The following is a 24,122-nucleotide window of genomic DNA, read 5'->3' on the forward strand; positions in this document are numbered from 1 at the left end:
GATTCCCCAATGAAGAGCCCGTACCGGATTCTGTGTAAATGCCTTTTCTCAGAAGTGACCGTCCAGACGTTCACCGAACTCGATAATAAAGCGGCTCATTGCCATGCGCCAGTCCCTCAAAGGCATTGTCCATTTCTGTGAGGCCGCCTGTATCGCCAGCCACACCACCTTTTTCACTGCGTCGTCGGTCGGGAACACCTTGCGCTTTTTGATGGCATGCCGGATCACGCTGTTTAACGCCTCGATGGCGTTGGTCGTGTAGATCACCTTGCGGATGTCCGTTGGGTAGGCAAAGAACGTGGCCAGATTGGCCCAGTTTGCCTGCCAGCTTCGACTTATTTGCGGGTAGCGGATGTTCCAGGCACTGGAGAACGCTTCCAGCGCCTGCAAGCCGGCTTCTTCCGTAGGGGCCTGATAGATAGCTTTCAGGTCGCGGGTGACGGCCTTGTAGTCCTTCCAGGAGACGAACCGCAGGCTGTTGCGCACCATATGCACGATACACAGCTCTGGAGCCGCGCCTCCGGATACACCGCGTTAATAGCGTCAGGGAAACCTTTCAGCCCGTCTACGCAGGCGATAAGGATATCGTTCAGGCCGCGGTTTTTCAGCTCTGTCAGCACGTTCAGTCAGAACTTTGCGCCTTCATTTTCGGCCAGCCACATACCTAGCAACTCTTTCTGGCCTTCGATGTTGATGCCCAGCGCCAGGAACACAGATTTGTTGATGATGCGGCTGTCCTGCCGGACTTTTAGAACGATACAGTCAAGATAAACAATGGGATAGACTGCATCCAGAGGCCGGTTTTGCCATTCAACAACCTGCTCCATGACCGCATCGGTGACCTTTGAGACCAGCGCCGGCGAGACAGCGGCGTCATACAGCTCTTTGAACGAGGCGGCGATCTCGTGGGTGGTCATCCCTTTGGCGTACAACGATAAAATCTGGTTATCCATCCCGGTAATCCGGGTCTGGTTCTTCTTCACCAGTTGCGGTTCAAAGGAACCGTCACGATCGCGCGGAGTACGCAGCGCCAGCGGGCCATCGCCAGTGGTAACGGTTTTTGTGGAATAGCCGTTGCGGGCGTTGGTCCCCGGTTTAGGCTGATTTTTATCGTAGCCGAGGTGATGGGTCATTTCGGCATTGAGAGCTGCTTCGACGCTAATTTTTTTCAGCAGCCGATCGAAGTGACTGAGATCTTCAGGGGTTTTGAGATTTTTGGCCAGTTCGTTAGCCAGAGCCTGCAACTGTTTTTCGTCCATAAATTAACCTGTTTTTGATGTTGGATTGAACATATCAAAATCAGGCAAATACACAAATTTCTAAACAGGCTCTAAAATAACAGTGACTCTTCTAGATGATGAAAAAGGCACTCATGCAAATGTCCGTGCTAAAGACCCTGTACACGATTCTGTGTAAATGCCTTTTCTCAGAAGTGACCGTCCAGGCGGTCACCGAACTCGATAATAAAGCGGCTCATTGCCATGCGCCAGTCCCTCAAAGGCATTGTCCATTTCTGTGAGGCCGCCTGTATCGCCAGCCACACCACCTTTTTCACTGCGTCGTCGGTCGGGAACACCTTGCGCTTTTTGATGGCATGCCGGATCACGCTGTTTAACGACTCGATGGCGTTGGTCGTGTAGATCACCTTGCGGATGTCCGTTGGGTAGGCAAAGAACGTGGCCAGATTGGCCCAGTTTGCCTGCCAGCTTCGACTTATTTGCGGGTAGCGGATGTCCCAGGCACTGGAGAACGCTTCCAGCGCCTGCAAGCCGGCTTCTTCCGTAGGGGCCTGATAGATAGAGCTTTCAGGTCGCGGGTGACGGCCTTGTAGTCCTTCCAGGAGACGAACCGCAGGCTGTTGCGCACCATATGTACGATACACAGCTGGAGCCGCGCCTCCGGATACACCGCGTTAATAGCGTCAGGAAAACCTTTCAGCCCGTCTACGCAGACGATAAGGATATCGTTCAGGCCGCGGTTTTTCAGCTCTGTCAGCACGTTCAGCCAGAACTTTGCGCCTTCATTTTCAGCCAGCCACATACCTAGCAACTCTTTCTGGCCTTCGATGTTGATGCCCAGCGCCAGGAACACAGATTTGTTGATGATGCGGCTGTCCTGCCGGACTTTTAGAACGATACAGTCAAGATAAACAATGGGATAGACTGCATCCAGAGGCCGGTTTTGCCATTCGACAACCTGCTCCATGACCGCATCGGTGACCTTTGAGACCAGCGCCGGCGAGACATCGGCGTCATACAGCTCTTGGAACGCGGCGGCGATCTCGCGGGTGGTCATCCCTTTGGCGTACAACGATAAAATCTGGTTATCCATCCCGGTAATCCGGGTCTGGTTCTTCTTCACCAGTTGCGGTTCAAAGGAACCGTCACGATCGCGCGGAGTACGCAGCGCCAGCGGGCCATCGCCAGTGGTAACGGTTTTTGTGGAATATGCTGGTTCCGGTCACATCCGATCACTGATTCCGATTTCACCCGATCACTAATTCTGATTTCATCCGATCACTGATTCCGGTCGCCCGATCAGCGATTCCGATTCTGTCCGATCGCTCATCTTCTGTTCCGCCATACTCTGGAGACTTTTAGCTTCCGGGGGCATGGCACGTAAAAAGAAGAAAGCGAGAACGGAAATGTGCATCTATATTAATGTATTACGTATGAAATTCGAGCAGCGTCTCTCGAATCGCACTATCGCAGCAGCGCTCGGCATAGGCTGTACTACCGTGCACGATATCCTCGGCCGATTCACGGTAGCTAACCTGGTCTGGCCATTGCCGGCGGAACTGTCCCCCGTCGACCTCGACCGCCTGCTCTATCCCGGCAAATCCGGAAAAGTTATCAATACCTTACCCAGCTGGCTTGATATCGATACCGAGTTAAGCCGCAAGGACATGACCAAGCAGCTGCTCTGGATGGAATATCAGTCCGCCGTGGGCGGTGATGCCCTCGGTTACTCACAGTTTTGTGCACTGTTCCGTGACTGGAAAAAGAAGTAGCGGCGTTCCATGCGCATGGAGCACAAGGCTGGCGAAAAGCTCTTCATCGATTTCTGTGGCCCCACCGTACCTATCGTCAACCCTGCGACCGGTAGCGTACGCCAGGTCGCTATCTTCGTCGCTGCCATGGGCGTGTCAGGCTATGCGTATATCGAAGCCTGCGAAGGCCAGGACATGGCATCGTGGCTCAACGCCAATAGCCGCTGCCTGCACTTCATGGGTGGGGTTCCGGAGCTGATGATACCTGATAATCTGCGCAGCGCTGTCAGCACCCCTGACCGCTATGAGCCGGTCATAAACCAGAGCTACCAGGCGCTGGCAAATCACTATGAGACAGTGGTGCTACCGGCGCGCCCGAGAAAACCGAAAGACAAGGCGAAGGCAGAATCAACTGTGCAGCTGGTAGAACGCTGGGTTTTGGCCCGGTTGCGTAAACGTAGGTTCTACTCACTGGCCGAACTCAACCAGGTGATACGAGAACTCAATCATGAGTTGAATCTGCGCCCGATGCGTCATTACGGCGGACAAAGTCGCCTTGAACGCTTCGAGCAGCTGGACAAACCGGTTCTTGGGCCTCTACCGCCCACACAATGGGAATACAGTGAGTATCTCGTTGCCCGAGTGGGACCTGATTACCACATAAACTACGGCAAAAACTGGTACTCGGTGCCACATCCGCTGGTTGGCGAGCGCGTTGACGTCATCGCCACCCAACGGCTGGTGCAAATCCACCATAAGGGCGTCTGCGTGGCTACGCACCCTCGCAGCGATAACGCCTATAGGCACACGACTCAGGCGGCGCACATGCCGGCTAACCATAAGGGGCAGAGTCAGTGGACGCCGGAAAGGCTGTGCAGTTGGGCGCTGTCGGTGGGTGTGTGCACACTGAAAGTGGTCGAGTCCATCCAAAAGAGCAAAGCCCATCCGGAGCAGGCTTACCGCTCCGTGCTGGGGCTACTCAATCTGCAACGGCGCTATGAGACGACGCGACTGGAGAAGGCCTGCGCGCTGGCGTTGGAGAAAGGGTGCATTAACCGCTCTTTCATAGCCAACGTATTGAAACACGGTCGTGAAAGTGAGGTCACCCAGGACGGAGCCGGCGTATCAATGCTGGTTCACGAAAACCTCCGAAGTCCGGACAGTTATCACTAAGGAGAATAAATATGGATACACTGTTAATGGCTCTGCGAGAGCTGAAGTTGTCGGCAATGGTCCAGGCGTTGGAGACGCAACGCGAACTCCCGAGGAGTTATGGGGAGCTGGGGTTCGAGGAGCGGTTGTCGCTAATGGTAGAAGAGGAAAATTTGCATAGAAAAAACAACCATATATGCCGTCTGCGACGGCAATTGCAAATGCGCTTGCAGGCAAAACCGGAAGATATCCGTTATATCCCTAGCCGAGGAGTGACACCGGAGCAGATGCGAGATCTGCTAGGGGGACAATATCTGAAATATCAGAAAAGCATACTCATCACGGGGCCGACAGGTACGGGCAAAACCTGGCTCAGTTGTGCGCTTGGTGAGCAGGCATGCCGGCAGCAATATAGCGTGCGTTACTGGCGAGTGGGTCGGTTGCTGGCCCATCTTCACCAGTGTCAGGTAGACGGGACCTATCTAAAACAGCTTAAGTAGTTAGAAAAAATAGAGTTACTGATCTTGGACGACGTGGGCCTAGAATCAATAAGTCCGATGCAGGCAACGATGCTGTTGGAGGTGATGGAAGATCGCTACGACAAAAGCAGCAGCATCCTGATCAGTCAACTGCCGGTGAAAAAATGGTATGGACTGATAGAAAACCCCACGACAGCTGACGCGTTACTCGATCGGTTAGTACACCCCAGCTATAGACTGGAACTTAAAGGCGAATCACTACGCAAAGAGCAAGGAGTAGCCAGCACAGGAAAAATAGACTAAACCCGAGTCAGAAGATGAGCGAACACGTGATCGAATATCACTGGAATGGGTGATCGGAAAATATCGGAATAACTGATCGGATGTCGCCGGAACAGCTGATCGGATACGTCGGAATCTGCAAGGCGTCGGCCATTGGGCGTGGCGGCGCAGTGAATGATGATGCGATGAATGACGCGGGACATAAAAAAACCTCATGCAGAACATGAGGCTATTGTGGCGAAAGGCGGCCGGCGGTGCCGGTAACGGGGGCGTAGAGGGTAATACTCAGAACAGGGTGGGTTGCTCGGGCGGTGGTCCCGCCTGACGCTGGCGCACCAGTTCGCGGGCGCGGGTCGCGGCGATGCCATAGCGCGGGCACAATAGCGTCAGGGCCATGGTGGTGGACTCCCCCCTGCGCCCGCAGCCGGTCCAGCTCAGCCAGGAAGCAGCGGTTACGCCAGGCCATGTCACAGCGGGGGATATACAGCTCCTCGCCGCCAAAATGGCGCATCAGCAGCGCCACCTGCGAGGGCGTCAGGACGTCTTGCAGCAGGACAATGCGTCGCTCCCCCGCGCCACGCAACCCCTTGCCGATGCGAAACGGCACCCCGCCGAAATGGCGAATAAGCGACTCGGTGGCTGGGAAGCCTATCAGGCCGGCAATCTGCTGCACCGACTCTGGCAGCAATGCCTGCACCTCAGCGTAATCCGGCTGCAGCGACGGTTGCATCACAGCCTCCCGTGCCGTTTGGCGTCCATAATCAGCATTTGCATCAGCCGGCACACCTGCGCATCATCGAGCCATTCTACGGGCTTTTTTCCGCCCAGCATACGCGCAATCATGCCATCGAGGTAGCCCCAGGGCCGCCCGGCGCTGGCGAGCAGCGCCTCAATTTTGCTGAGCATCCCCTGACGTCCTGCCGCCACACGCGGCTTGCGGCCCTGTTTGGGTAACGAGGTAAAGCCCTGACGGCGCATATAGCGCACCACCCGCGCCAGCTCGGCGGCAGTACACTCCTTGGCGCTTTGCTTACCGGTCTCGCGCAGCAGGACGCCCCGGTAGGTCTCTTCATCCCAGCCGAGTGTATTTTTACCCGTGTGCACAATTTTAATCAGATTTTTCATGAGCATCACTCCGAAGGTTAACCGCATGATGATGGTGTCCCGGCGAATGCCTCTCCCTCTCACTGAAGAAAGACACTGGGGGCAATAACCCCAGTGCGGTCAAGGCGCGCTGGCATTGGGCTAGTTGGTATTCGGTTACTGACGCATAAGACGTGCCCTCATCAGGAAATAATCGTTGCCAGGCGGCATGCGCTATCTTGACCTGGTGCAGCGCATCGGCCAGCGCATGATGCTTTTCCCCGTCAAACGGGATAGCGCGCACATCAATGCCTGACAGCCGTACCAGGGTGCGCAGGTCGGCGACATCCCTGAATGACCAGGGGTAGCGGTCATTGCCCTGTCGTCTTTTTGCGGGTCAACGCGGTCGAACCAGCTTTGCAGCAGGGCAATATCGAATACCGCGCCGTTACTCCAGGGCACACAGGGCTTGGCGCAGTGGGTGGAGATGAACGTCCGCAAGGCGCGCGCCACAACATCGGGACGCGCCTTACCGCCAAAGGCTTCGTGACGGGCGTCATCGCTCTGTTTTTGCCACCACAGCAGGGTCTCTTCCTCTGGCTGGCCGTATTGGATTGCGGCCTGATAATCGATACGCGCATAAAACGTCTGTCCAACCAGCCCCGTTGCCGGCTCAAACATCACCGCCGCCACCGACAATATCGGGCAACCGGCTTTTTTACCCAGCGTTTCGATATCGAGCATCACGTTATTCATGGGTCTGTTCATGATTTTTCCTCAATGCTGTTTTTTATAAAGCATGACCGCCTGTTTCATTTGCTGCCGAATAGCATCTGAATAAATCATGCATTGCCGCGCGTCATAAAAACGCAGGCTGAAGGGCAGCGGGACGAGGCTTTGTTGAATAAATCGAACTTTTAGGTGACTGGCGGCTCTGATCACTACATTCGTTTTAACATCAGGTCCCCATGGCAAAGCAAAAGTTTAAAATCACCAACTGGCCCGCATACAACAATGCGCTCAGGCAGCGGGGAGACCTGACAGTACGGCTTGATGAGTCAGCCATTGCTGCATGGACTGAGAGTACACCACCTGAACATCGTGGCCGGCCGCTTCACTACACCGATATGGCCATTACCACGGTTCTGATGATAAAGCGCGTGTTTAACCTTTCGCTCCGGGCGTTACAGGGTTTCGTTGACGCGATTTTTAAACTGATGGGGCTGTCGCTGCGCTGCCCAGATTACTCTCTGGTCAGCCGGCGAGCAAAAACCGTCGACATCAGCATAAAAACGCCAACCCGCGGCGAAATCTCACACCTGGTCATCGATGGCACCGGCCTGAAAATCTTCGGCGAAGGCGAATGGAAAGTCAGGCAGCATGGGGCTGAGAGGCGCAGAGTATGGCGCAAGCTTCATCTGGCAGTAGATAGCGCGACACATGAAATTATCTGTGCCGATTTATCGCTAAGCGGTACGACAGATGCGCAGGCGCTGCCCGGGCTGATTAACCAAACCCACCGGAAAATCAGGGAAGCGTCGGCTGACAGTGCTTACGATACGCGTTACTGTCATGATGCTCTGCTGAGGAAAAAAATAAAGCCGCTTATCCCACCGCGAAGTGGTGCGCAATATTGGCCAGCTCGATACCATAAGCGTAACCATGCGGTGGCAAATCAGCATCTGAGCGGCAATAACGATACCTGGAAAAAGAAAGTAGGGAGCCTGTTTAGAAATTTGTGTATTTGCCTGATTTTGATATGTTCAATCCAACATCAAAAACAGGTTAATTTATGGACGAAAAACAGTTGCAGGCTCTGGCTAACGAACTGGCCAAAAATCTCAAAACCCCTGAAGATCTCAGTCACTTCGATCGGCTGCTGAAAAAAATCAGCGTCGAAGCAGCTCTCAATGCCGAAATGACCCATCACCTCGGCTACGATAAAAATTAGCCTAAACCGGGGACCAACGCCCGCAACGGCTATTCCACAAAAACCGTTACCACTGGCGATGACCCGCTGGCGCTGCGTACTCCGCGCGATCGTGACGGTTCCTTTGAACCGCAACTGGTGAAGAAGAACCAGACCCGGATTACCGGGATGGATAACCAGATTTTATCGTTGTACGCCAAAGGGATGACCACCCGCGAGATCGCCGCCGCGTTCAAAGAGCTGTATGACGCCGATGTCTCGCCGGCGCTGGTCTCAAAGGTCACCGATGCGGTCATGGAGCAGGTTGTCGAATGGCAAAACCGGCCTCTGGATGCAGTCTATCCCATTGTTTATCTTGACTGTATCGTTCTAAAAGTCCGGCAGGACAGCCGCATCATCAACAAATCTGTGTTCCTGGCGCTGGGCATCAACATCGAAGGCCAGAAAGAGTTGCTAGGTATGTGGCTGGCCGAAAATGAAGGCGCAAAGTTCTGGCTGAACGTGCTGACAGAGCTGAAAAACCGCGGCCTGAACGATATCCTTATCGCCTGCGTAGACGGGCTGAAAGGTTTCCCTGACGCTATTAACGCGGTGTATCCGGAGGCGCGGCTCCAGCTGTGTATCGTGCATATGGTGCGCAACAGCCTGCGGTTCGTCTCCTGGAAGGACTACAAGGCCGTCACCCGCGACCTGAAAGCTATCTATCAGGCCCCTACGGAAGAAGCCGGCTTGCAGGCGCTGGAAGCGTTCTCCAGTGCCTGGGACATCCGCTACCCGCAAATAAGTCGAAGCTGGCAGGCAAACTGGGCCAATCTGGCCACGTTCTTTGCCTACCCAACGGACATCCGCAAGGTGATCTACACGACCAACGCCATCGAGTCGTTAAACAGCGTGATCCGGTATGCCATCAAAAAGCGCAAGGTGTTCCCGACCGACGACGCAGTGAAAAAGGTGGTGTGGCTGGCGATACAGGCGGCCTCACAGAAATGGACAATGCCTTTGAGGGACTGGCGCATGGCAATGAGCCGCTTTATTATCGAGTTCGGTGACCGCCTGGACGGTCACTTCTGAGAAAAGGCATTTACACAGAATCGTGTACAGGGTCAGGTAAATTAGGAAATAAGATCACCTATCTCAACACAAAAAACAACAAAAACAGGGCAGTTCCCATTTCCACTGAACTTTGTGCTCAAATCACAGACAGTATTCAGAACGGCCGGCTATTTGCAAATCTCAACTATCGATATGTAAGAGACTGCATTAAAGAAATCGCCCCCAACCTTCCAGCAGGTCAAGCAGTGCACGTTCTGCGCGGCTTTGTTGAATAAATCGAACTTTTAGGTGACTGGCGGCTCTGATCACTACATTCGTTTCAACATCAGGTCCCCATGGCAAAGCAAAAGTTTAAAATCACCAACTGGCCCGCATACAACAATGCGCTCAGGCAGCGGGGGGACATGACAGTATGGCTTGATGAGTCAGCCATTGCTGCATGGACTGAGAGTACACCACCTGAACATCGTGGCCGGCCGCTTCACTATACCGATATGGCCATTACCACGGTTCTGATGATAAAGCGCGTGTTTAACCTTTCGCTCCGGGCGTTACAGGGTTTCGTTGACGCGATTTTTAAACTGATGGGGCTGTCGCTGCGCTGCCCAGATTACTCTCTGGTCAGCCGGCGAGCAAAAACCGTCGACATCAGCATAAAAACGCCAACCCGCGGCGAAATCTCACACCTGGTCATCGATGGCACCGGCCTGAAAATCTTCGGCGAAGGCGAATGGAAAGTCAGGCAGCATGGGGCTGAGAGGCGCAGAGTATGGCGCAAGCTTCATCTGGCAGTAGATAGCGCGACACATGAAATTATCTGTGCCGATTTATCGCTAAGCGGTACGACAGATGCGCAGGCGCTGCCCGGGCTGATTAACCAAACCCACCGGAAAATCAGGGAAGCGTCGGCTGACAGTGCTTACGATACGCGTTACTGTCATGATGCTCTGCTGAGGAAAAAAATAAAGCCGCTTATCCCACCGCGAAGTGGTGCGCAATATTGGCCAGTTCGATACCATGAGCGTAACCATGCGGTGGCAAATCAGCATCTGAGCGGCAATAACGATACCTGGAAAAAGAAAGTAGGTTATCACCGGCGTTCACTGGCTGAAACGGCCATGTTCCGGTTTAAAACACTTCTGGGTGGTCATCTGAGTCTGCATGACTATGACGCGCAGGTAGGTGAGGCTATGGCAATGGTCAAAGCGCTTAACCGGATCACGCTGTTAAGAATGCCAAACAGCGTCCGTATCATGTAACAATCGCCCTGATAGGGAGGAAGTCGTCACAAATTTCGGATTTATTCAACAAAGCGGTTCTGCGCCATACATTTGCCAGTCACTTTATGATGAATGGAGGGAACATCCTAGCCCTGCAAAGAATTTTGGAACATTCAAGTATTTTACAAACGATGGTTTATGCGCATTTTGCTCATGATTATTTAGAAGATGCCGTCAGATTTAATCCGTTGGAGAATCAGCAATGATTAAAACTAAGAAACCAACCGAAGAGGAGCTCCGCAATTTTCTTATGCGTAAGTTTCTTGAAGAGCAACTGAATAAAAAAGCTAAAGAACGCAAAAATAAAAAAAATTAACTGATTATAAACAAAATATTATACAAGTTACCCCAGTACTTTTCCGTAAGTTTCTTGCTGAGAAAGGGGTTTCTTTATGTTGCCCTTCATGTGGTTCTGAGGAGTTGACGGTGCCTGAAAAAAGACTCTTGCAGAGAAAAAAATTCGCATCTAATTTTAACAGATTACCGGTAGCTGAGAAGGAAGACGCCCTAATTAGTTCTTATGTTTCATATCTAACTTGGGGTGATGAAAGCTGCGTATCCGGCCTGATAAAAAGCTACTATCAAGTACATTGTTTGAACTGTGGTCACCTCAGCCTTTATCGTTCTATCGTTGTTTTACAATGGATTGCAAATCTTGAAAAAGCATGCGAGGTGAAAGAATGACAGGTAAAATAATAGAAAGGGATTTTCCTTTGTATCTAGTGGGTGATAGTAATACACGGCGAAGCAATGAGACTATAATCAGACATGGTAACGGGGGAGGGGGAGGAGGAGGCATGCAGGACAGACTAGAAAAACGAGTTGAGCGCTTAGAGGCTGATGTAGTCGAGATAAAAATGGATTTGACAAAGCTTACTACCCGCTCTGAGGAATTTTCAACCAAAAGCGATTTGCTCTCTCTTAAAGCTGAAATCAATAAAGAATTTGGCTTGCTCAACAAGGAGTTTGGCGTTTTTCACAAAGAATTCTCCACTATTCATCAACAGATTGCTAACCAAACGAAATGGATAGCAGGGATTGTATTTACCGCTCTTGGTTTAGGCATCGCAGCAGTCAAGTACCTTTTTTGATGATCCACAAATTGACCCAAACGTACACGCTATGTTCGTTTTAAACACGCAGTTACAGGCATGTAACTCACTGATTTTATGGAACTATTTGTTTTCATTAGTGCCAAAATGGGGGCTTTCGCCTCCCTGTTTGCTATGGTTAATACGTCCACGTCGCCATTGTGCGCCCTAAGTGACTATTTTAATGCTGCGGCCGGTTGAAAAGCAGGGAGTTCCTCACTCATACTTCCGTTACCAACCAGTCAGGAAACAAGGAACGCCGCCATGGCCGAAGAAACCATTTTTAGTAAAATTATTCGCCGGGAAATACCCGCTGATATTCTCTATCAGGACGATTTGGTTACCGCTTTTCGCGACATCAGCCCCAAAGCGCCCAGCCATATTTTGATCGTGACCAATCTGCTTATCCCCACCGTCAACGATGTCACCGCCGACCATGAAGCGGAGCTGGGACGGTTGTTTACCGTGGCGGCGAAAATAGCCCAACAAGAGGGCATCGATGCGGACGGCTACCGGCTAATCGTGAATTGCAACCGCCACGGCGGCCAGGAAGTGTATCATTTGCACATGCATCTTTTGGGAGGCAGGCCGCTTGGCCCGCTGGTGGCGTGATGGGTTGGGGAGAAACATGCGTTTAGCACCCTGGATGGTCGCGCTGTTGCTGTTAACCGGCTGCAGCGGTAGCCGCGATCCCGCATTGATCATCAATAATCAGCAATCGCTGGTGATGGACCCGTCGGTGCTCAGCGCCGGCATTACCGCCGCGCCGCCGTCGCTTACCACCGATCGGGGGCGATTGCGCGCCTATAGCATCCTGAGCAACGATCATCCCGCTCTGGTCACCGTGTATTACCGTTTCTATTGGTACGATGCGCAGGGATTGGACGTCATACCGTTCGCCGCGACGCGCATGCTGATCGTGCCGCCTGGCGGGGAAGCCCGGGTGGAGGCGGTGAATGGTAATCCGGAGGCGAAGCACGCTCGTCTCTATTTGTTTTTGCAATAAAGAGTCAACGTCGAGTCTACAATGAAAAAGACAGCCTTAATCGTCCTTGCAGCGCTGGTGCTGGCCAGCTGTACCACCCGAACTCCAGAGCCGCCCCCGGCCACCGTAGAGCCCGCGCCGCCGCCGACTACGGTACCGGTACAGCCGCCGCCGGTCACCAGCGAGCCGGTGCCCTTGCCACCGAAAATCAAGACCATTGACTGGCCGGCCAGCCTGTCGCCCATGGTGCAGCAAATGTTGCAGGTGGACGGCGTCAACGATGGCAGCGTGCTGCTGGTAAATACCTTAAAAAACGCCACTAACGGCAGCGTGCAGACCGGTAAAGCCACCGCGGCCCTTACTCGCCTCATTGCACAGGGCGGCGGCAAATTTCAGGTGGTGGGCGCCGATAAACTGAACTCGGCGCGCCAGACGTTGGGGCTTTCCTCCGACGACAGTTTGGAGTCGCTCAGTAAAGCGGTGGGACTGGCTCGCTATCTCAACGCCCAGTACGTGCTGTATAGCGCCGCCAGCGGCGATGTGAAAGCACCCACGCTCGATCTGCAACTGATGCTGGTGCAAACCGGCGAGATCATTTGGTCCGGTAACGGCGTTGCCCAGGATTGACGATGGGCTGCGCTCGATGTTGGCGCAGTTACTGCCGCGTGCAACGTTAGACAGTGTCAACCCCCTGCCGGTCAGCGGTCTAACCGGCGAAAGCTGGCGATTGCAGGGAGCCGGTGTTGATTTGCTGGCGCGCGAAGCCAGCGGGCAGAAAATCCAGCTGGGCGTTGACCGGCGTCGGGAATTTCGCCTGTTGCGCGCCCTTAACGGCAGCGGCCTGGCGCCGCGTCCGCGGGGCATCACCGCCGGCTGACTGCTGGTGGAGTGGCTATCCGGCGCACCGTTAAATACGCAGGGCTGGCAACAGGCGCTGATGACGGGCACGCTGGCGGGTCTCCTGGCCAGGCTGCACCAGCAGCGGCGCAGCGGCTACCCGCTGAACCTACAGGCGCGCTATGCGCGCTATTGGCAAACCAGCGACCCGGCGCACACCGGCCTGGCTGAGGCTACACAGGCGGTTTTTGCGCCGGCGTCCGCCGACGGCCCTGCTGCAGATTCCGACGTATCCGACCAGCTGTTTCGGCGACATCCGATCAGTTATTCCGATATTTTCCGATCACCCATTCCAGTGATATTCGATCACGTGTTCGCTCATCTTCTGACTCGGGTTTAGTCTATTTTTCCTGTGCTGGCTACTCCTTGCTCTTTGCGTAGTGATTCGCCTTTAAGTTCCAGTCTATAGCTGGGGTGTACTAACCGATCGAGTAACGCGTCAGCTGTCGTGGGGTTTTCTATCAGTCCATACCATTTTTTCACCGGCAGTTGACTGATCAGGATGCTGCTGCTTTTGTCGTAGCGATCTTCCATCACCTCCAACAGCATCGTTGCCTGCATCGGACTTATTGATTCTAGGCCCACGTCGTCCAAAATCAGTAACTCTATTTTTTCTAACTGCTTAAGCTGTTTTAGATAGGTCCCGTCTACCTGACACTGGTGAAGATGGGCCAGCAATCGACCCACTTGCCAGTAACGCACGCTATATTGCTGCCGGCATGCCTGCTCACCAAGCGCACAACTGAGCCAGGTTTTGCCCGTACCTGTCGGCCCCGTGATGAGTATGCTTTTCTGATATTTCAGATATTGTCCCCCTAGCAGATCTCGCATCTGTTCCGGTGTCACTCCTCGGCTAGGGATATAGCGGATATCTTCCGGTTTTGCCTGCAAGCGCATTTGCGATTGCCGTCGCATACGGCATATATGGTTGTTTTTTCTATGAAAATTTTCCGCTTCTACCATCAGCGACAACCGCTCCTCGAACCCCAGCTCCCCATAACTCCCCGGGAGTTCGCGTTGCGTCTCCAACGCCTGGACCATTGCCGACAACTTCAGCTCTCGCTGAGCCATTAACAGTGTATCCATATTTATTCTCCTTAGTGATAACTGTCCGGACCTCGGAGGTTTTCGTGAACCAGCATTGATACGCAGGCTCCGTCCTGGGTGACCTCACTTTCACGACCGTGTTTCAATACGTTGGCTATGAAAGAGCGGTTAATGCACCCTTTCTCCAACGCCAGCGCGCAGGCCTTCTCCAGTCGCGTCGTCTCATAGCGCCGTTGCAGATTGAGTAGCCCCAGCACGGAGCGGTAAGCCTGCTCCGGATGGGCTTTGCTCTTTTGGATGGACTCGACCACTTTCAGTGTGCACACACCCACCGACAGCGCCCAACTGAACAGCCTTTCCGGCGTCCACCTGACTCTGCCCCTTATGGTTAGCCGGCATGTGCGCCGCCTGAGTCGTGTGCCTATAGGCGTTATCGCTGCGAGGGTGCGTAGCCACGCAGACGCCCTTATGGTGGATTTGCACCAGCCGTTGGGTGGCGATGACGTCAACGCGCTCGCCAACCAGCGGATGCGGCACCGAGTACCAGTTTTTGCCGTAGTCCATGTGGTAATCAGGTCCCACTCGGGCAACGAGATACTCACTGTATTCCCATTGTGTGGGCGGTAGAGGCCCAAGAGCCGGTTTGTCCAGCTGCTCGAAGCGTTCAAGGCGACTTTGTCCGCCGTAATGACGCATCGGGCGCAGATTCAACTCATGATTGAGTTCTCGTATCACCTGGTTGAGTTCGGTCAGCGAGTAGAACCTACGTTTACGCAACCGGGCCAAAACCCAGCGTTCTACCAGCTGCACAGTTGATTCTGCCTTCGCCTTGTCTTTCGGTTTTCTCGGGCGCGCCGGTAGCACCACTGTCTCATAGTGATTTGCCAGCGCCTGGTAGCTCTGGTTTATGACCGGCTCATAGCGGTCAGGGATGCTGACAGCGCTGCGCAGATTATCAGGTATCATCAGCTCCGGAACCCCACCCATGAAGTGCAGGCAGCGGCTATTGGCGTTGAGCCACGATGCCATGTCCTGGCCTTCGCAGGCTTCGATATACGCATAGCCTGACACGCCCATGGCAGCGACGAAGATAGCGACCTGGCGTACGCTACCGGTCGCAGGGTTGACGATAGGTACGGTGGGGCCACAGAAGTCGATGAAGAGCTTTTCGCCAGCCTTGTGCTCCATGCGCATGGAACGCCGCTGCTTCTTTTTCCAGTCACGTAACAGTGCACAAAACTGTGAGTAACCGAGGGCATCATCGCCCACGGCGGACTGATATTCCATCCAGAGCAGCTGCTTGGTCATGCCCTTGCGGCTTAACTCGGTATAGATATCAAGCCAGCTGGGTAAGGTATTGATAACTTTTCCGGATTTGCCGGGATAGAGCAGGCGGTCGAGGTCGACGGGGGACAGTTCCGCCGGCAATGGCCAGACCAGGTTAGCTACCGTGAATCGGCCGAGGATATCGTGCACGGTAGTACAGCCTATGCCGAGCGCTGCTGCGATAGTGCGATTCGAGCGACGCTGCTCGAATTTCATACGTAATACATTAATATAGATGCACATTTCCGTTCTCGCTTTCTTCTTTTTACGTGCCATGCCATGCCTCCGGAAGCTAAAAGTCTCCAGAGTATGGCGGAACAGAAGATGAGCGATCGGACAGAATCGGAATCGCTGATCGGGCGACCGGAATCAGTGATCGGATGAAATCAGAATTAGTGATCGGGTGAAATCGGAATCAGTGATCGGATGTGACCGGAACCAGCACCTGTCACCATCAAGGATTTTTATTATGAATACCGACGATATAACCCAAATTCTCTATCATGTATTGCCCGCCATGCAAAACGGTTTTTCTATTCGGGCGCAGGGTAATTACGCCTATTTTTATGTTGACCCACAAAAGCCTTACGCACAGGAATTTATTGCCGGAATAGAAAAGGATTTGAGGGAGCGCATAAAGTGGTTAATGGAGAATCACGTTAATCGCTTAGTACCTCAGTAAATTATTACCTGCCATTAAAGTGAAATAAAAACGGCGCATGACGCCAGGGCTTCGCACGGCCTGAATAAAAGAGAACTCACCATGACTGAAATAATCCACACCCGTCAGGACAGCTCGCCAACTCGCATTCGCCTGACGCCCGGTTTAACCGATCCGGACTTCATGACCATCGGTCTGGCGGCCAGAAAAAGCGAACGCGAACACCTGCTTGGCATGCTCAGTGCCTTTCTGGAATCGCAACGCGCCCGCGCTGTACCCGCAGACAAAATACTGAACGAGCTGAATGACTGGATAGCGCTGCGTTTGTCAGCGCTTGATATGACCGAGGAGTTACCACGATGAATCATCTCATGATTGATATTGAAACCCTCGGCGTTCGCGCCAGTGCGCCACTGGCAGCGATAGGTGCCGTCTTTTTTGAACCCTCTACCGGCCAGCTGGGCAAAGCGTTTTATGCCCGCGTTGACTCGCGCAGTGATGAGGTTGCTGGCGCCCGTGCGGAAGTCGATACGGCATTGTGGTGGTTACGTCAGGATGCCGACGCGCGCGTCGAACTGATTATTGAACCGCGCTCTTCTGCGCGAGATGCCCTGAATGCGTTTTTGAATTACATCAACGCCAGTTAGATACCTGCTGGCCGCAAGCACCTGAATATCTGGTGCAAGGGTGGCGAATTTGACGTGGGGGATTTTGGGCGCGGCCTTTGAGCGCCATGGCCTGCCCATCTCCTGGTATTACTCGCGTATGCGGGATATGCGCACCCTGCAATCTCTGGCGCAAGCAACCGGCTATTGCTCACCCGCGCGCCAGACTCTGAAGCACCACGCCCTTGAGGATGCCTGCTATCAGGCACAGGTAGTGGCGGAAATTTGGCAGCGTCATTCCGACGCTTTTATCGAACATTGCTGAGGACGCGCAGATGAAACCTATCCTGAAATGGGCGGGCGGCAAGTCTCGCCTGATGCCCCGCTTGCGCCCCTTCCTGCCGGCGGCTGACTGTCTGGTTGAACCTTTTGTCGGCGGTGCCTCGGTTTTCCTCGATACCGACTACCCTCGCTATGTACTGGCAGACATTAACCCCGACCTTATCAATTTCTACCAAACGGTCGTTGATAGCCCGGAAAGCGTCATACAGGCCGCACTACCGCTATTCAAGCACGCCAACACCTCTGTTGACTATTTTCGTTACCGCACCGATTTCGCCCAATGGCGGGCGACCAGGGGCCTCAACCGTGCCGCCGTGTTCCTTTACCTGAATCGCCATGGCTACAACGGCCTGTGCCGTTACAACCTGCGTGGCGAATTTAATGTCTCGTATGGCCGTTACAAAAAGCCCTATTTTCCCGCCGCAGAAATCCGCCTGTTCGCCGAAAAGGCCCGCGATACCCATACCCGGTTTGTCTGCCTGCCCTTTGAAGAAACGCTGGCGTTTCATGTAGATGAACGCTGCGCAGTTTATGCCGATCCACCTTATCTCGACTGCTTCACAGGGTATTACATCGCGCCGTTTCAGGACGAAGAACATCAGGCGTTGACCGATGCCCTGACGGAGACCCACCTGCGCTGGGACGTCCCTGTGGTGCTCTCGGGCAGCAATACCCCCAAGACCCACGCCGCCTATCGGGGTTTTACGTTTCACTACACGCACACCCATTGCAGCAGCGCCGCCAAGGGGGCTAGCCGGGGTAAAGCCGGGGAAGTGATAGCCACATTGCCGGTGCGGCAGTCTCGCCCGTCGACCTCCGAAGCAGATGGTTTCCTTATGGATGAGTGGCTGGAGTTTGTCTGATATGCCGCAGTCCAGCGTCGTCTACCCCTGGAACAATAAGCCTCTGCTGCCAATTGATCGGGGTATTCCAACCCATGAGGAGATGCGCCTTGCTGAACTTCGCCGCAAGGACTATCTTCAGGCGAAAAAGCAGGTTGACGACCAGCTGGAAACGGTCAGTTCAAGCATTTACTGGCGCTTTGACCAGCGCGAGAAGCAAAAGGGCTTTGACAGCGCCCGCCGCTGGTTAACTGAGTCCGTGGTTAAGGTGATGTTGTCGCGCATTGCGCGTGTAAACGCCGGTTACCGCCTGGATGAGATAGCCGACGACGATTTCTGTGCGCTGTTTGGCGACCGCGCAACCCAATCCCCCCAGCATAATGGCGTGGTGGCCTTTTTGCGTCTGCGCACCCAGCGTCAGCGCCTGCCCGCCCTGGACAGCCAGGCGCTCAAGTCCCTGGCGAACGCCGCCGCCCATGTTGCCGCCACGGAAGTGGCCCACCTGACCCACGCGCAGGGCGATAAAAGCGAATGGCGCATTGTCTATGACCACTATCACCACCTGGCCCGGATCACCGCCTGCTGGGCCTGCAACCGCCGCTCTGGAACAAGCTGGAAAAATGTTTTGTTCCCTTTTATGCCCAACCGGCCATCAGGCGGATGTGTGATGCGCGGTGGTGGCTGAACAGCCTGCGCCGGACCGCTAACCGCTGGCGTGAACATCTGGCTATCGCCATGGGGTATGTCCATAAGCACGCCTCCCCGAACGTCAGCACAACCGCCTTGCGTGACTGGCACGAACAGCGTTACCGTACCAACGAGTGGCGTAAATGCATGGAGCTGGAAGACGAAGAGGGTAACCGTATCAGCCTGATGGATGGCTATGCCGCCAGCCAGGCCAATCCCGCCATCCGACGCACTGAGCTGATGGTACGACTACGGGGGTATGAAGACATTGCCAACGCTCAGGGCTATGTTGGCGAATTTGTGACCATTACCGCGCCCTCAAGCCATCACGCCACGCTAGAAAATGGGCGCGTTAACCGTAAATGGAACGGGGCCAGCCCGGCAGATACCCAGCGCTATCTCAATGGCGTCTGGGCCTGCGCCCGCGCCAAATGCCATCGCCAGAAGCTGCGCTTTTTCGGACTGCGTGTGGCTTTGTTGAATAAATCGAACTTTTAGGTGACTGGCGGCTCTGATCACTACATTCGTTTCAACATCAGGTCCCCATGGCAAAGCAAAAGTTTAAAATCACCAACTGGCCCGCATATAACAATGCGCTCAGGCAGCGGGGGGACCTGACAGTATGGCTTGATGAGTCAGCCATTGCTGCATGGACTGAGAGTACACCACCTGAACATCGTGGCCGGCCGCTTCACTACACCGATATGGCCATTACCACGGTTCTGATGATAAAGCGCGTGTTTAACCTTTCGCTCCGGGCGTTACAGGGTTTCGTTGACTCGATTTTTAAACTGATGGGGCTGTCGCTGCGCTGCCCAGATTACTCTCTGGTCAGCCGGCGAGCAAAAACCGTCGACATCAGCATAAAAACGCCAACCCGCGGCGAAATCTCACACCTGGTCATCGATGGCACCGGCCTGAAAATCTTCGGCGAAGGCGAATGGAAAGTCAGGCAGCATGGGGCTGAGAGGCGCAGAGTATGGCGCAAGCTTCATCTGGCAGTAGATAGCGCGACACATGAAATTATCTGTGCCGATTTATCGCTAAGCGGTACGACAGATGCGCAGGCGCTGCCCGGGCTGATTAACCAAACCCACCGGAAAATCAGGGAAGCGTCGGCTGACAGTGCTTACGATACGCGTTACTGTCATGATGCTCTGCTGAGGAAAAAAATAAAGCCGCTTATCCCACCGCGAAGTGGTGCGCAATATTGGCCAGCTCGATACCATGAGCGTAACCATGCGGTGGCAAATCAGCATCTGAGCGGCAATAACGATACCTGGAAAAAGAAAGTAGGTTATCACCGGCGTTCACTGGCTGAAACGGCCATGTTCCGGTTTAAAATACTTCTGGGTGGTCATCTGAGTCTGCATGACTATGACGCGCAGGTAGGTGAGGCTATGGCAATGGTCAAAGCGCTTAACCGGATCACGTTGTTAGGAATGCCAAACAGCGTCCGCATCATGTAACAATCGCCCTGATAGGGAGGAAGTCGTCACAAATTTCGGATTTATTCAACAAAGCGACTGCGTGTTGCCGAGCCGCATCATGACGGTACGCCGCACAGCCATTTACTGATATTTGCCCGCCCGGAAGACATGCCCCGCATCCTGGAAATCCTACGCGACTATGCCATGGCGGCAGACTGTGAGGAATTACGCAGCGCCGTCGCGGCAAGCGCCCGGTTTGACGCCAAAGCCATTGACCCGGAAAAAGGCAGCGCCACCGGGTATGTTGCCAAATACATCTCGAAAAACATCGACGTCTATGCCCTGGACGGTGAAACCGACGACGAAAGCGGCAGGCCGATAAAGGAAAGCGCGCAACGCGCCACCGCCTGGGCTTCACGCTGGGGCATTCGTCAATTTCAGTTTATTGGCTGCACCCCCGTCACCGTCTGGAGGGAGCTGCGCCGCCTGAATGACAGCGAAACCGCGCACGGCCTGAGTGTGGAATTTGCCGCCTGCCACGATACAGCCAACGCCCCCGACTGGGCCGGGTACGTCAATGCCCAGGGTGGGCCACTGGTCAAGCGTGATGATCTGGCGGTGCGCACCTGGTACCAGCCCGCCGAGGTACTCAATCAGTACGGCGAGGAGATGCTCAGTATCCGCGGCCTGTTCGATACGGTCGTTGGCGGGGACTCGCCGATCCTGACCCGGTTGAAGCAGTGGAAGATTGTGCCGAAGTTAGCCGTTGACGTGAGCAACGCGGACGCGTTGCCTCGGAGTTCTGTCGATAACTGTACGGGGGATCCAGGACCGCTAACCTCAGATTGGCGCACAACGCCACCCTTACCGCCCCCCGAGGCGGCCTTAAATACCCGCATTAAGAAAATTTATCGCCATGCAGCAGAAAAAGGCCTGGTTCTGAGTCCTGGGGACGCCCGATCTTTGGCTGAAGGTAAGGTGATGAAAATTGACGGTCAGCGTTATTGCGCCCTGGCAACCGGCGTATTGCTTTCTCGTGCGCCCAGCGCTGCTGAAAAAGCCAAAGCATTGATGCAGAGCGTCGCGCAGCTATGCAAACGGAAGGTGACATCAGGTTTGTATAATCCCGCCGGCTAACATGACCGCCGGGCGACCTGATGAAAATATATGCAAATAAAACAGATGGATAAACAATGAATATTCAAGATACTGACATGCAAACAAAGGTGATATACATTGCCGGTCCCATGACCGGAAAACCCGATTTCAACCGGACAGCTTTTTCCCTGGCCTATGTTCGGCTATCCGCTCAGGGCGCTATTCCACTCAATCCCGCCATGCTACCGGAGGGTCTTTCCGAGGCTGACTACATGCGCATCTGCCTGGCCATGTTGCAATGCGCCGACGGAATTTACCTGCTGGACGGCTGGCAGGACAGCGCGGGCGCCTGTGCTGAAGCGGCACTGGCTAAAAAGCTGGGCCTGGTCTTCCTCTTTCAGGCAACGCAGGCGGCCATGAAGGGGCGACCTGATGCCTGACATTATCGATATTGCCAGCGAGCGGGAGGAGTTGTTCCGTGAGCGCGCGATTGCTGAAGCTCGGCGGCGTTATCGTCCGATGCCGATCACGGGCCGCTGCTACCATTGTGAAGAGAAAACGCCTGGCAATTTTTGCTGCTCGGAATGCCGGGATGATTGGGGGAAACGCCAGTATGCCGAGCGTCAGCGCGTTCGCGGCGCATAAAAAAGCTGACCAGATAGTCAGCATCATAGGCAAATGTTTAATTTGACCTGGCGTTGGAGGGATGAGTTATGCTCATCCCTGTAACGTTTTTTTAAGCCCCCGTACCTGTTCAGGGCTAAGCTCCTCAAGTTTTCTGGCAAAAAACAGAAAGACTTCTTTGGTCTGCTCATTCACCCTCATGAGATTAATTTTTATTGATGGTTGAGAAAGGTCTGCTAATTTTTTTAATTCCTCCAGCGCCTCACCCTTAATTTTAAAATGGTTGGCAATACCTTCAATGAAAGGGGGTGGGGGCTGCGCGCTTACCCAGTTCGATCGCGGATACATAGGCAGCGCTTATGCCCAGACAATCGGCCATGTCCCTAAGCGTCATGTCGTGATCTATTCTTAGTTTTCTAAGATATTTTCCCAGATTGCTCACCATGCTCTCTTCTCTCTATATTCATCCGGTATACAGAGAAGCATGGTACAAAAAATCAACAAACATGGCTATTTTTATGCATAAAAATCAAGCGTATTTTCCGTGATAAATGTCGATGGCTGTTGCTTTCGGATGCCGCTATACTGCATCCATGACAAAAATACCTTCACATCACGACGCACTGTTCAAAAAATTCCTTGGTAATATCGAGGTTGCCCGCGACTTTCTCGCTATCCATCTGCCGCCCCATCTTCGGGAGCGTTGCGATTTTGCTACCCTTGCAATGGAGTCCGGTTCGTTTATCGAAGATGACCTGCGCGCACAGTGTTCCGATATGCTCTACTCCGTGCAGACCCCTGTGGGGAAAGGGTATCTCTACCTGCTACTTGAGCACCAGAGCCGACCAGAGAAACTCATGGCCTTCAGGCTGCTAAAGTACGCCGTCGCCACCATGCAGCGGCATCTGGAGCAGGGCAACGACACCTTGCCGGTCGTCATTCCTTTGCTCTTTTACCATGGCCGCACCTCACCTTACCCTTACACAACCCGCTGGCTGGATTGCTTTGCCGATCCTGAGCTGGCAGAATCAGTCTACAGGCAAGCTTTCCCGCTGGTTGATATTACCGCCATGCCGGATAATGCGATCTTAACCCACCAACGTGTCGCTTTGCTGGAGCTTGTCATGAAGCATATTCGCACAAGGGATATGCTGGAGTTGGCCGAAGAGATTGCACGATTGCTGAATCAGTGGACGCTGCCGCAAGAGCAGTTTCGTAGTCTGATGTACTATCATTGTCGGTCGAGGCGAAACATCAGATACCAGGCAGTTTTTGCATACCATAGCAGCACAGACACAGGATTATCAGGTGGATGTTATGATGATTGCGGAACAGTTACGGCAGGAAGGCATCAATAAGGGCATCTAGCTTGGCGAGCGGAAAGGCCGGCAGGAAACCCGTATCCAGATCGCTCGCCAGCTTATCGCCAATTGGCGTCGATCGTGCCATCGTCAGGATCTCCACAGGATTGACTGATAACGAGCTGGATAATCTGCCCAACCTACAATAATTCAACAAACTGTTAATGCTTCCTGATTTTCATCGATCTGTGCATGGAGCTTATTGCATTCATTATTCGCATTTTTGTTCCGTTGATCTAACCAATCAAGCACAGGGTGAATGGCAAGATGGCTGGTGAAACCGCAGTTTTTGCAGATAAGGCGATATTGGTAGTCAAGCACAGGATCGTGAGGTGCGCCGTTGGCATTAATAGTGATGTAATCCACATAGATAGGTAGGTGGCCGTCTATCGGTAGTTCCTAACCCTCACCCTCAGCGTTGCCTTGCCAGACCTGCGGTATGCTCATCTCTGAACCATGACAGATTGGGCAACGTAACTCAGAAATGCCTCTTTCGGATAAAAACAAGCAAACAGGTCAGGCGAAATTTTTTCCAGTCTTGAGCGCGTTGAGGGTTGCCCGCCTTCGCCCTGATGCATATTGGTTGGCATTGAATACCTCGTAAAAATACAAAACGTGCGGCTCACTTTATAGCGTTTGGCGTTCGCCTGGCAATAGCGATACTTCTGGCGTCGCGTCCAATTGTTTGGGCTGCACAAAAGTGCACAATTTTGCACGATTTTTTCACTGCGATTTTTCCCCTTTCCGCCCAGTGCGGGCGCGGGCTGGGCCGGGATCGGCCTCTGCACAAAAAACGAAGCGAATGTCGCGCGCAGGTGACGGGGAGACAGCCCGCAAAACGGGGTGCCAAAGGTAATGCGTGGACGCGCCATTATTCG

The 24,122-nt window shown here is 53.7% G+C and carries 28 protein-coding genes and 10 pseudogenes; 25 read left to right on the forward strand and 13 right to left on the reverse strand.

Annotated features, from left to right (window positions below; all coding sequences use genetic code 11):
- Nucleotides 1–48: 48 nt before the first annotated feature.
- Both SOPEG_RS24720 and SOPEG_RS27500 read right to left on the reverse strand, forming a co-directional pair.
- Nucleotides 49–1,259 (reverse strand): annotated as a pseudogene (locus SOPEG_RS24720) (IS256 family transposase).
- A 167-nt stretch (nt 1,260–1,426) separates the two neighbouring features.
- Nucleotides 1,427–2,448: pseudogene (locus tag SOPEG_RS27500) on the reverse strand (IS256-like element ISSoEn2 family transposase); the annotation flags it as partial.
- Between the two features lie 163 nt (nt 2,449–2,611).
- Here SOPEG_RS27500 and istA (SOPEG_RS11775) point away from each other — a divergent pair.
- Nucleotides 2,612–4,162: pseudogene (gene istA, locus SOPEG_RS11775) on the forward strand (IS21 family transposase).
- Between the two features lie 11 nt (nt 4,163–4,173).
- Nucleotides 4,174–4,923: pseudogene (gene istB / locus SOPEG_RS26335) on the forward strand (IS21-like element ISSoEn3 family helper ATPase IstB).
- 208 nt (nt 4,924–5,131) lie between these two features.
- Here the strand turns inward: istB (SOPEG_RS26335) and SOPEG_RS11790 are convergent.
- The 5 genes from SOPEG_RS11790 to SOPEG_RS28280 are packed head-to-tail and all read right to left on the reverse strand — an operon-like array spanning nt 5,132 to nt 6,927.
- Entirely contained in the window at nt 5,132–5,632 is a 501-nt protein-coding gene (locus SOPEG_RS11790; protein ID WP_335333605.1) for a hypothetical protein, read from the reverse strand.
- Nucleotides 5,632–6,027, reverse strand: a complete 396-nt coding sequence (locus SOPEG_RS11795; RefSeq protein ID WP_051420005.1) for a gp16 family protein — start codon at nt 6,025–6,027, stop codon at nt 5,632–5,634. Before SOPEG_RS11795 ends, SOPEG_RS11790 begins: the two co-directional genes overlap by 1 nt.
- The gene (locus SOPEG_RS30880; RefSeq protein WP_081742986.1) at nt 6,011–6,322 is read right to left on the reverse strand and encodes a 3'-5' exoribonuclease domain-containing protein; all 312 of its coding nucleotides are present in this window, start codon (nt 6,320–6,322) and stop codon (nt 6,011–6,013) included. Before SOPEG_RS30880 ends, SOPEG_RS11795 begins: the two co-directional genes overlap by 17 nt.
- Complete coding sequence (locus SOPEG_RS11800) at nt 6,220–6,741, reverse strand: 3'-5' exonuclease (RefSeq protein ID WP_051419652.1); 522 nt, start codon at nt 6,739–6,741, stop codon at nt 6,220–6,222. Before SOPEG_RS11800 ends, SOPEG_RS30880 begins: the two co-directional genes overlap by 103 nt.
- A gap of 21 nt (nt 6,742–6,762) precedes the next feature.
- Entirely contained in the window at nt 6,763–6,927 is a 165-nt protein-coding gene (locus SOPEG_RS28280) for a hypothetical protein (protein ID WP_158382388.1), read from the reverse strand.
- A gap of 26 nt (nt 6,928–6,953) precedes the next feature.
- On the opposite strand from SOPEG_RS28280, the pseudogene SOPEG_RS11805 reads away from it, so the two are divergent.
- The 11 genes and pseudogenes from SOPEG_RS11805 to SOPEG_RS28785 form a co-directional block, all read left to right on the forward strand.
- A pseudogene (locus SOPEG_RS11805) lies at nt 6,954–7,724 on the forward strand (IS5 family transposase); the annotation flags it as partial.
- A gap of 53 nt (nt 7,725–7,777) precedes the next feature.
- Nucleotides 7,778–8,986 (forward strand): annotated as a pseudogene (locus tag SOPEG_RS11810) (IS256-like element ISSoEn2 family transposase).
- Between the two features lie 317 nt (nt 8,987–9,303).
- A complete protein-coding gene (locus tag SOPEG_RS11815; RefSeq protein WP_025245496.1) occupies nt 9,304–10,227 on the forward strand; it encodes an IS5-like element ISSoEn1 family transposase in 924 nt (307 codons plus the stop codon).
- A 56-nt stretch (nt 10,228–10,283) separates the two neighbouring features.
- Nucleotides 10,284–10,454, forward strand: a pseudogene (locus SOPEG_RS24735) (tyrosine-type recombinase/integrase); the annotation flags it as partial.
- A gap of 220 nt (nt 10,455–10,674) precedes the next feature.
- Nucleotides 10,675–10,932 (forward strand): hypothetical protein, encoded by a 258-nt coding sequence (locus SOPEG_RS27515; protein WP_148297064.1) that lies wholly within the window; start codon nt 10,675–10,677, stop codon nt 10,930–10,932.
- The gene (locus SOPEG_RS22920) at nt 10,929–11,339 is read left to right on the forward strand and encodes a hypothetical protein (protein WP_025245497.1); all 411 of its coding nucleotides are present in this window, start codon (nt 10,929–10,931) and stop codon (nt 11,337–11,339) included. The genes SOPEG_RS27515 and SOPEG_RS22920 overlap by 4 nt, the downstream gene beginning before the upstream one ends.
- Before the next feature lie 264 nt (nt 11,340–11,603).
- Nucleotides 11,604–11,951 carry a purine nucleoside phosphoramidase gene (gene hinT, locus SOPEG_RS11825; protein WP_025245498.1) on the forward strand — a complete coding sequence of 116 codons (348 nt, stop codon included), beginning with the start codon at nt 11,604–11,606 and terminating at the stop codon, nt 11,949–11,951.
- A 16-nt stretch (nt 11,952–11,967) separates the two neighbouring features.
- Nucleotides 11,968–12,345 (forward strand): YcfL family putative periplasmic lipoprotein, encoded by a 378-nt coding sequence (locus SOPEG_RS11830; RefSeq protein ID WP_025245499.1) that lies wholly within the window; start codon nt 11,968–11,970, stop codon nt 12,343–12,345.
- 21 nt (nt 12,346–12,366) lie between these two features.
- A complete protein-coding gene (gene lpoB, locus SOPEG_RS11835) occupies nt 12,367–12,951 on the forward strand; it encodes a penicillin-binding protein activator LpoB (RefSeq protein WP_025245500.1) in 585 nt (194 codons plus the stop codon).
- Nucleotides 12,952–12,967: 16 nt separating this feature from the next.
- Complete coding sequence (locus SOPEG_RS28780) at nt 12,968–13,201, forward strand: protein kinase family protein (protein WP_051419654.1); 234 nt, start codon at nt 12,968–12,970, stop codon at nt 13,199–13,201.
- Nucleotides 13,202–13,261: 60 nt separating this feature from the next.
- On the forward strand, nt 13,262–13,561 hold the full coding sequence (locus tag SOPEG_RS28785; protein WP_025245502.1) for a hypothetical protein: 300 nt from the start codon (nt 13,262–13,264) through the stop codon (nt 13,559–13,561).
- Here SOPEG_RS28785 and istB (SOPEG_RS11845) read toward each other — a convergent pair.
- Nucleotides 13,558–14,307 (reverse strand): IS21-like element ISSoEn3 family helper ATPase IstB, encoded by a 750-nt coding sequence (istB, locus tag SOPEG_RS11845; protein WP_025245503.1) that lies wholly within the window; start codon nt 14,305–14,307, stop codon nt 13,558–13,560. The two genes, SOPEG_RS28785 and istB (SOPEG_RS11845), sit on opposite strands and share 4 nt — an antisense overlap.
- Nucleotides 14,308–14,318: 11 nt before the next feature.
- Nucleotides 14,319–15,870: pseudogene (istA, locus tag SOPEG_RS11850) on the reverse strand (IS21 family transposase).
- A 193-nt stretch (nt 15,871–16,063) separates the two neighbouring features.
- Here istA (SOPEG_RS11850) and SOPEG_RS11855 point away from each other — a divergent pair.
- The 11 genes and pseudogenes from SOPEG_RS11855 to SOPEG_RS11895 all read left to right on the forward strand — a co-directional run bounded on the left by SOPEG_RS11855 (nt 16,064) and on the right by SOPEG_RS11895 (nt 21,904).
- Complete coding sequence (locus SOPEG_RS11855; RefSeq protein ID WP_025245504.1) at nt 16,064–16,276, forward strand: hypothetical protein; 213 nt, start codon at nt 16,064–16,066, stop codon at nt 16,274–16,276.
- Nucleotides 16,277–16,357: 81 nt separating this feature from the next.
- Nucleotides 16,358–16,618, forward strand: coding sequence for a hypothetical protein (locus tag SOPEG_RS11860; protein WP_038468687.1), 261 nt, complete (start codon nt 16,358–16,360; stop codon nt 16,616–16,618).
- Nucleotides 16,615–16,902, forward strand: coding sequence for a 3'-5' exonuclease (locus SOPEG_RS30230; protein ID WP_051419660.1), 288 nt, complete (start codon nt 16,615–16,617; stop codon nt 16,900–16,902). Before SOPEG_RS11860 ends, SOPEG_RS30230 begins: the two co-directional genes overlap by 4 nt.
- A 40-nt stretch (nt 16,903–16,942) precedes the next feature.
- On the forward strand, nt 16,943–17,185 hold the full coding sequence (locus SOPEG_RS30235) for a 3'-5' exoribonuclease domain-containing protein (RefSeq protein WP_158382390.1): 243 nt from the start codon (nt 16,943–16,945) through the stop codon (nt 17,183–17,185).
- Nucleotides 17,186–17,195: 10 nt separating this feature from the next.
- Nucleotides 17,196–18,065, forward strand: a complete 870-nt coding sequence (locus tag SOPEG_RS11870) for a DNA adenine methylase (RefSeq protein ID WP_025245506.1) — start codon at nt 17,196–17,198, stop codon at nt 18,063–18,065.
- Nucleotides 18,043–18,729: a hypothetical protein gene (locus SOPEG_RS28285; RefSeq protein WP_158382392.1), complete on the forward strand. Its 687-nt coding sequence runs from the start codon at nt 18,043–18,045 to the stop codon at nt 18,727–18,729. Before SOPEG_RS11870 ends, SOPEG_RS28285 begins: the two co-directional genes overlap by 23 nt.
- The gene (locus SOPEG_RS22950) at nt 18,696–19,229 is read left to right on the forward strand and encodes a replication endonuclease (protein WP_335334096.1); all 534 of its coding nucleotides are present in this window, start codon (nt 18,696–18,698) and stop codon (nt 19,227–19,229) included. The genes SOPEG_RS28285 and SOPEG_RS22950 overlap by 34 nt, the downstream gene beginning before the upstream one ends.
- Nucleotides 19,230–19,276: 47 nt before the next feature.
- Nucleotides 19,277–20,200 carry an IS5-like element ISSoEn1 family transposase gene (locus SOPEG_RS11880; RefSeq protein WP_025243834.1) on the forward strand — a complete coding sequence of 308 codons (924 nt, stop codon included), beginning with the start codon at nt 19,277–19,279 and terminating at the stop codon, nt 20,198–20,200.
- A 24-nt stretch (nt 20,201–20,224) separates the two neighbouring features.
- A pseudogene (locus tag SOPEG_RS11885) lies at nt 20,225–21,298 on the forward strand (replication endonuclease); the annotation flags it as partial.
- Nucleotides 21,299–21,354: 56 nt separating this feature from the next.
- Entirely contained in the window at nt 21,355–21,699 is a 345-nt protein-coding gene (locus tag SOPEG_RS11890; protein ID WP_236851457.1) for a DUF4406 domain-containing protein, read from the forward strand.
- Nucleotides 21,692–21,904: a TraR/DksA C4-type zinc finger protein gene (locus SOPEG_RS11895; RefSeq protein WP_025245510.1), complete on the forward strand. Its 213-nt coding sequence runs from the start codon at nt 21,692–21,694 to the stop codon at nt 21,902–21,904. The genes SOPEG_RS11890 and SOPEG_RS11895 overlap by 8 nt, the downstream gene beginning before the upstream one ends.
- 72 nt (nt 21,905–21,976) lie before the next feature.
- On the opposite strand, the gene SOPEG_RS11900 is transcribed toward SOPEG_RS11895, so the two are convergent.
- Together SOPEG_RS11900 and SOPEG_RS30595 are read right to left on the reverse strand one after the other, a co-directional pair.
- The gene (locus tag SOPEG_RS11900) at nt 21,977–22,231 is read right to left on the reverse strand and encodes a hypothetical protein (protein WP_236851863.1); all 255 of its coding nucleotides are present in this window, start codon (nt 22,229–22,231) and stop codon (nt 21,977–21,979) included.
- Nucleotides 22,179–22,328: a helix-turn-helix transcriptional regulator gene (locus SOPEG_RS30595; protein WP_335333622.1), complete on the reverse strand. Its 150-nt coding sequence runs from the start codon at nt 22,326–22,328 to the stop codon at nt 22,179–22,181. The genes SOPEG_RS11900 and SOPEG_RS30595 overlap by 53 nt, the downstream gene beginning before the upstream one ends.
- Before the next feature lie 148 nt (nt 22,329–22,476).
- On the opposite strand from SOPEG_RS30595, the pseudogene SOPEG_RS11905 reads away from it, so the two are divergent.
- Nucleotides 22,477–23,393 (forward strand): annotated as a pseudogene (locus tag SOPEG_RS11905) (Rpn family recombination-promoting nuclease/putative transposase).
- Between the two features lies 1 nt (nt 23,394).
- On the opposite strand, the gene SOPEG_RS11910 reads toward SOPEG_RS11905, so the two are convergent.
- Both SOPEG_RS11910 and SOPEG_RS28790 read right to left on the reverse strand, forming a co-directional pair.
- Nucleotides 23,395–23,610 carry a hypothetical protein gene (locus SOPEG_RS11910; protein WP_025245511.1) on the reverse strand — a complete coding sequence of 72 codons (216 nt, stop codon included), beginning with the start codon at nt 23,608–23,610 and terminating at the stop codon, nt 23,395–23,397.
- A 77-nt stretch (nt 23,611–23,687) separates the two neighbouring features.
- Complete coding sequence (locus SOPEG_RS28790; protein WP_025245512.1) at nt 23,688–24,116, reverse strand: hypothetical protein; 429 nt, start codon at nt 24,114–24,116, stop codon at nt 23,688–23,690.
- Nucleotides 24,117–24,122 lie beyond the last annotated feature (6 nt).

Origin of the sequence: Candidatus Sodalis pierantonius str. SOPE (genome assembly GCF_000517405.1) — a bacterium.
In the GTDB taxonomy this organism is placed as follows: domain Bacteria; phylum Pseudomonadota; class Gammaproteobacteria; order Enterobacterales; family Enterobacteriaceae; genus Sodalis_C; species Sodalis_C pierantonii.

Excerpts from the sequence above, each read along its gene's own strand:
- SOPEG_RS28790 (WP_025245512.1), bottom strand. The coding sequence starts at position 24,116 with ATGGCGCGTCCACGCATTACCTTTGGCACCCCGTTTTGCGGGCTGTCT.
- SOPEG_RS11860 (WP_038468687.1), top strand. The coding sequence starts at position 16,358 with ATGACTGAAATAATCCACACCCGTCAGGACAGCTCGCCAACTCGCATT.
- SOPEG_RS11815 (WP_025245496.1), top strand. The coding sequence starts at position 9,304 with ATGGCAAAGCAAAAGTTTAAAATCACCAACTGGCCCGCATACAACAAT.
- SOPEG_RS11800 (WP_051419652.1), bottom strand. The coding sequence starts at position 6,741 with ATGAATAACGTGATGCTCGATATCGAAACGCTGGGTAAAAAAGCCGGT.
- SOPEG_RS30230 (WP_051419660.1), top strand. The coding sequence starts at position 16,615 with ATGAATCATCTCATGATTGATATTGAAACCCTCGGCGTTCGCGCCAGT.
- SOPEG_RS11790 (WP_335333605.1), bottom strand. The coding sequence starts at position 5,632 with ATGCAACCGTCGCTGCAGCCGGATTACGCTGAGGTGCAGGCATTGCTG.
- SOPEG_RS11895 (WP_025245510.1), top strand. The coding sequence starts at position 21,692 with ATGCCTGACATTATCGATATTGCCAGCGAGCGGGAGGAGTTGTTCCGT.
- SOPEG_RS28785 (WP_025245502.1), top strand. The coding sequence starts at position 13,262 with ATGACGGGCACGCTGGCGGGTCTCCTGGCCAGGCTGCACCAGCAGCGG.
- SOPEG_RS28285 (WP_158382392.1), top strand. The coding sequence starts at position 18,043 with ATGAGTGGCTGGAGTTTGTCTGATATGCCGCAGTCCAGCGTCGTCTAC.
- SOPEG_RS11870 (WP_025245506.1), top strand. The coding sequence starts at position 17,196 with ATGAAACCTATCCTGAAATGGGCGGGCGGCAAGTCTCGCCTGATGCCC.
- istB (WP_025245503.1), bottom strand. The coding sequence starts at position 14,307 with ATGGATACACTGTTAATGGCTCAGCGAGAGCTGAAGTTGTCGGCAATG.
- hinT (WP_025245498.1), top strand. The coding sequence starts at position 11,604 with ATGGCCGAAGAAACCATTTTTAGTAAAATTATTCGCCGGGAAATACCC.
- SOPEG_RS30595 (WP_335333622.1), bottom strand. The coding sequence starts at position 22,328 with ATGGTGAGCAATCTGGGAAAATATCTTAGAAAACTAAGAATAGATCAC.
- SOPEG_RS22920 (WP_025245497.1), top strand. The coding sequence starts at position 10,929 with ATGACAGGTAAAATAATAGAAAGGGATTTTCCTTTGTATCTAGTGGGT.
- SOPEG_RS11795 (WP_051420005.1), bottom strand. The coding sequence starts at position 6,027 with ATGAAAAATCTGATTAAAATTGTGCACACGGGTAAAAATACACTCGGC.
- SOPEG_RS11880 (WP_025243834.1), top strand. The coding sequence starts at position 19,277 with ATGGCAAAGCAAAAGTTTAAAATCACCAACTGGCCCGCATATAACAAT.
- SOPEG_RS11900 (WP_236851863.1), bottom strand. The coding sequence starts at position 22,231 with ATGTATCCGCGATCGAACTGGGTAAGCGCGCAGCCCCCACCCCCTTTC.
- SOPEG_RS28780 (WP_051419654.1), top strand. The coding sequence starts at position 12,968 with ATGTTGGCGCAGTTACTGCCGCGTGCAACGTTAGACAGTGTCAACCCC.
- SOPEG_RS11855 (WP_025245504.1), top strand. The coding sequence starts at position 16,064 with ATGAATACCGACGATATAACCCAAATTCTCTATCATGTATTGCCCGCC.
- SOPEG_RS11890 (WP_236851457.1), top strand. The coding sequence starts at position 21,355 with ATGAATATTCAAGATACTGACATGCAAACAAAGGTGATATACATTGCC.
- SOPEG_RS11830 (WP_025245499.1), top strand. The coding sequence starts at position 11,968 with ATGCGTTTAGCACCCTGGATGGTCGCGCTGTTGCTGTTAACCGGCTGC.
- lpoB (WP_025245500.1), top strand. The coding sequence starts at position 12,367 with ATGAAAAAGACAGCCTTAATCGTCCTTGCAGCGCTGGTGCTGGCCAGC.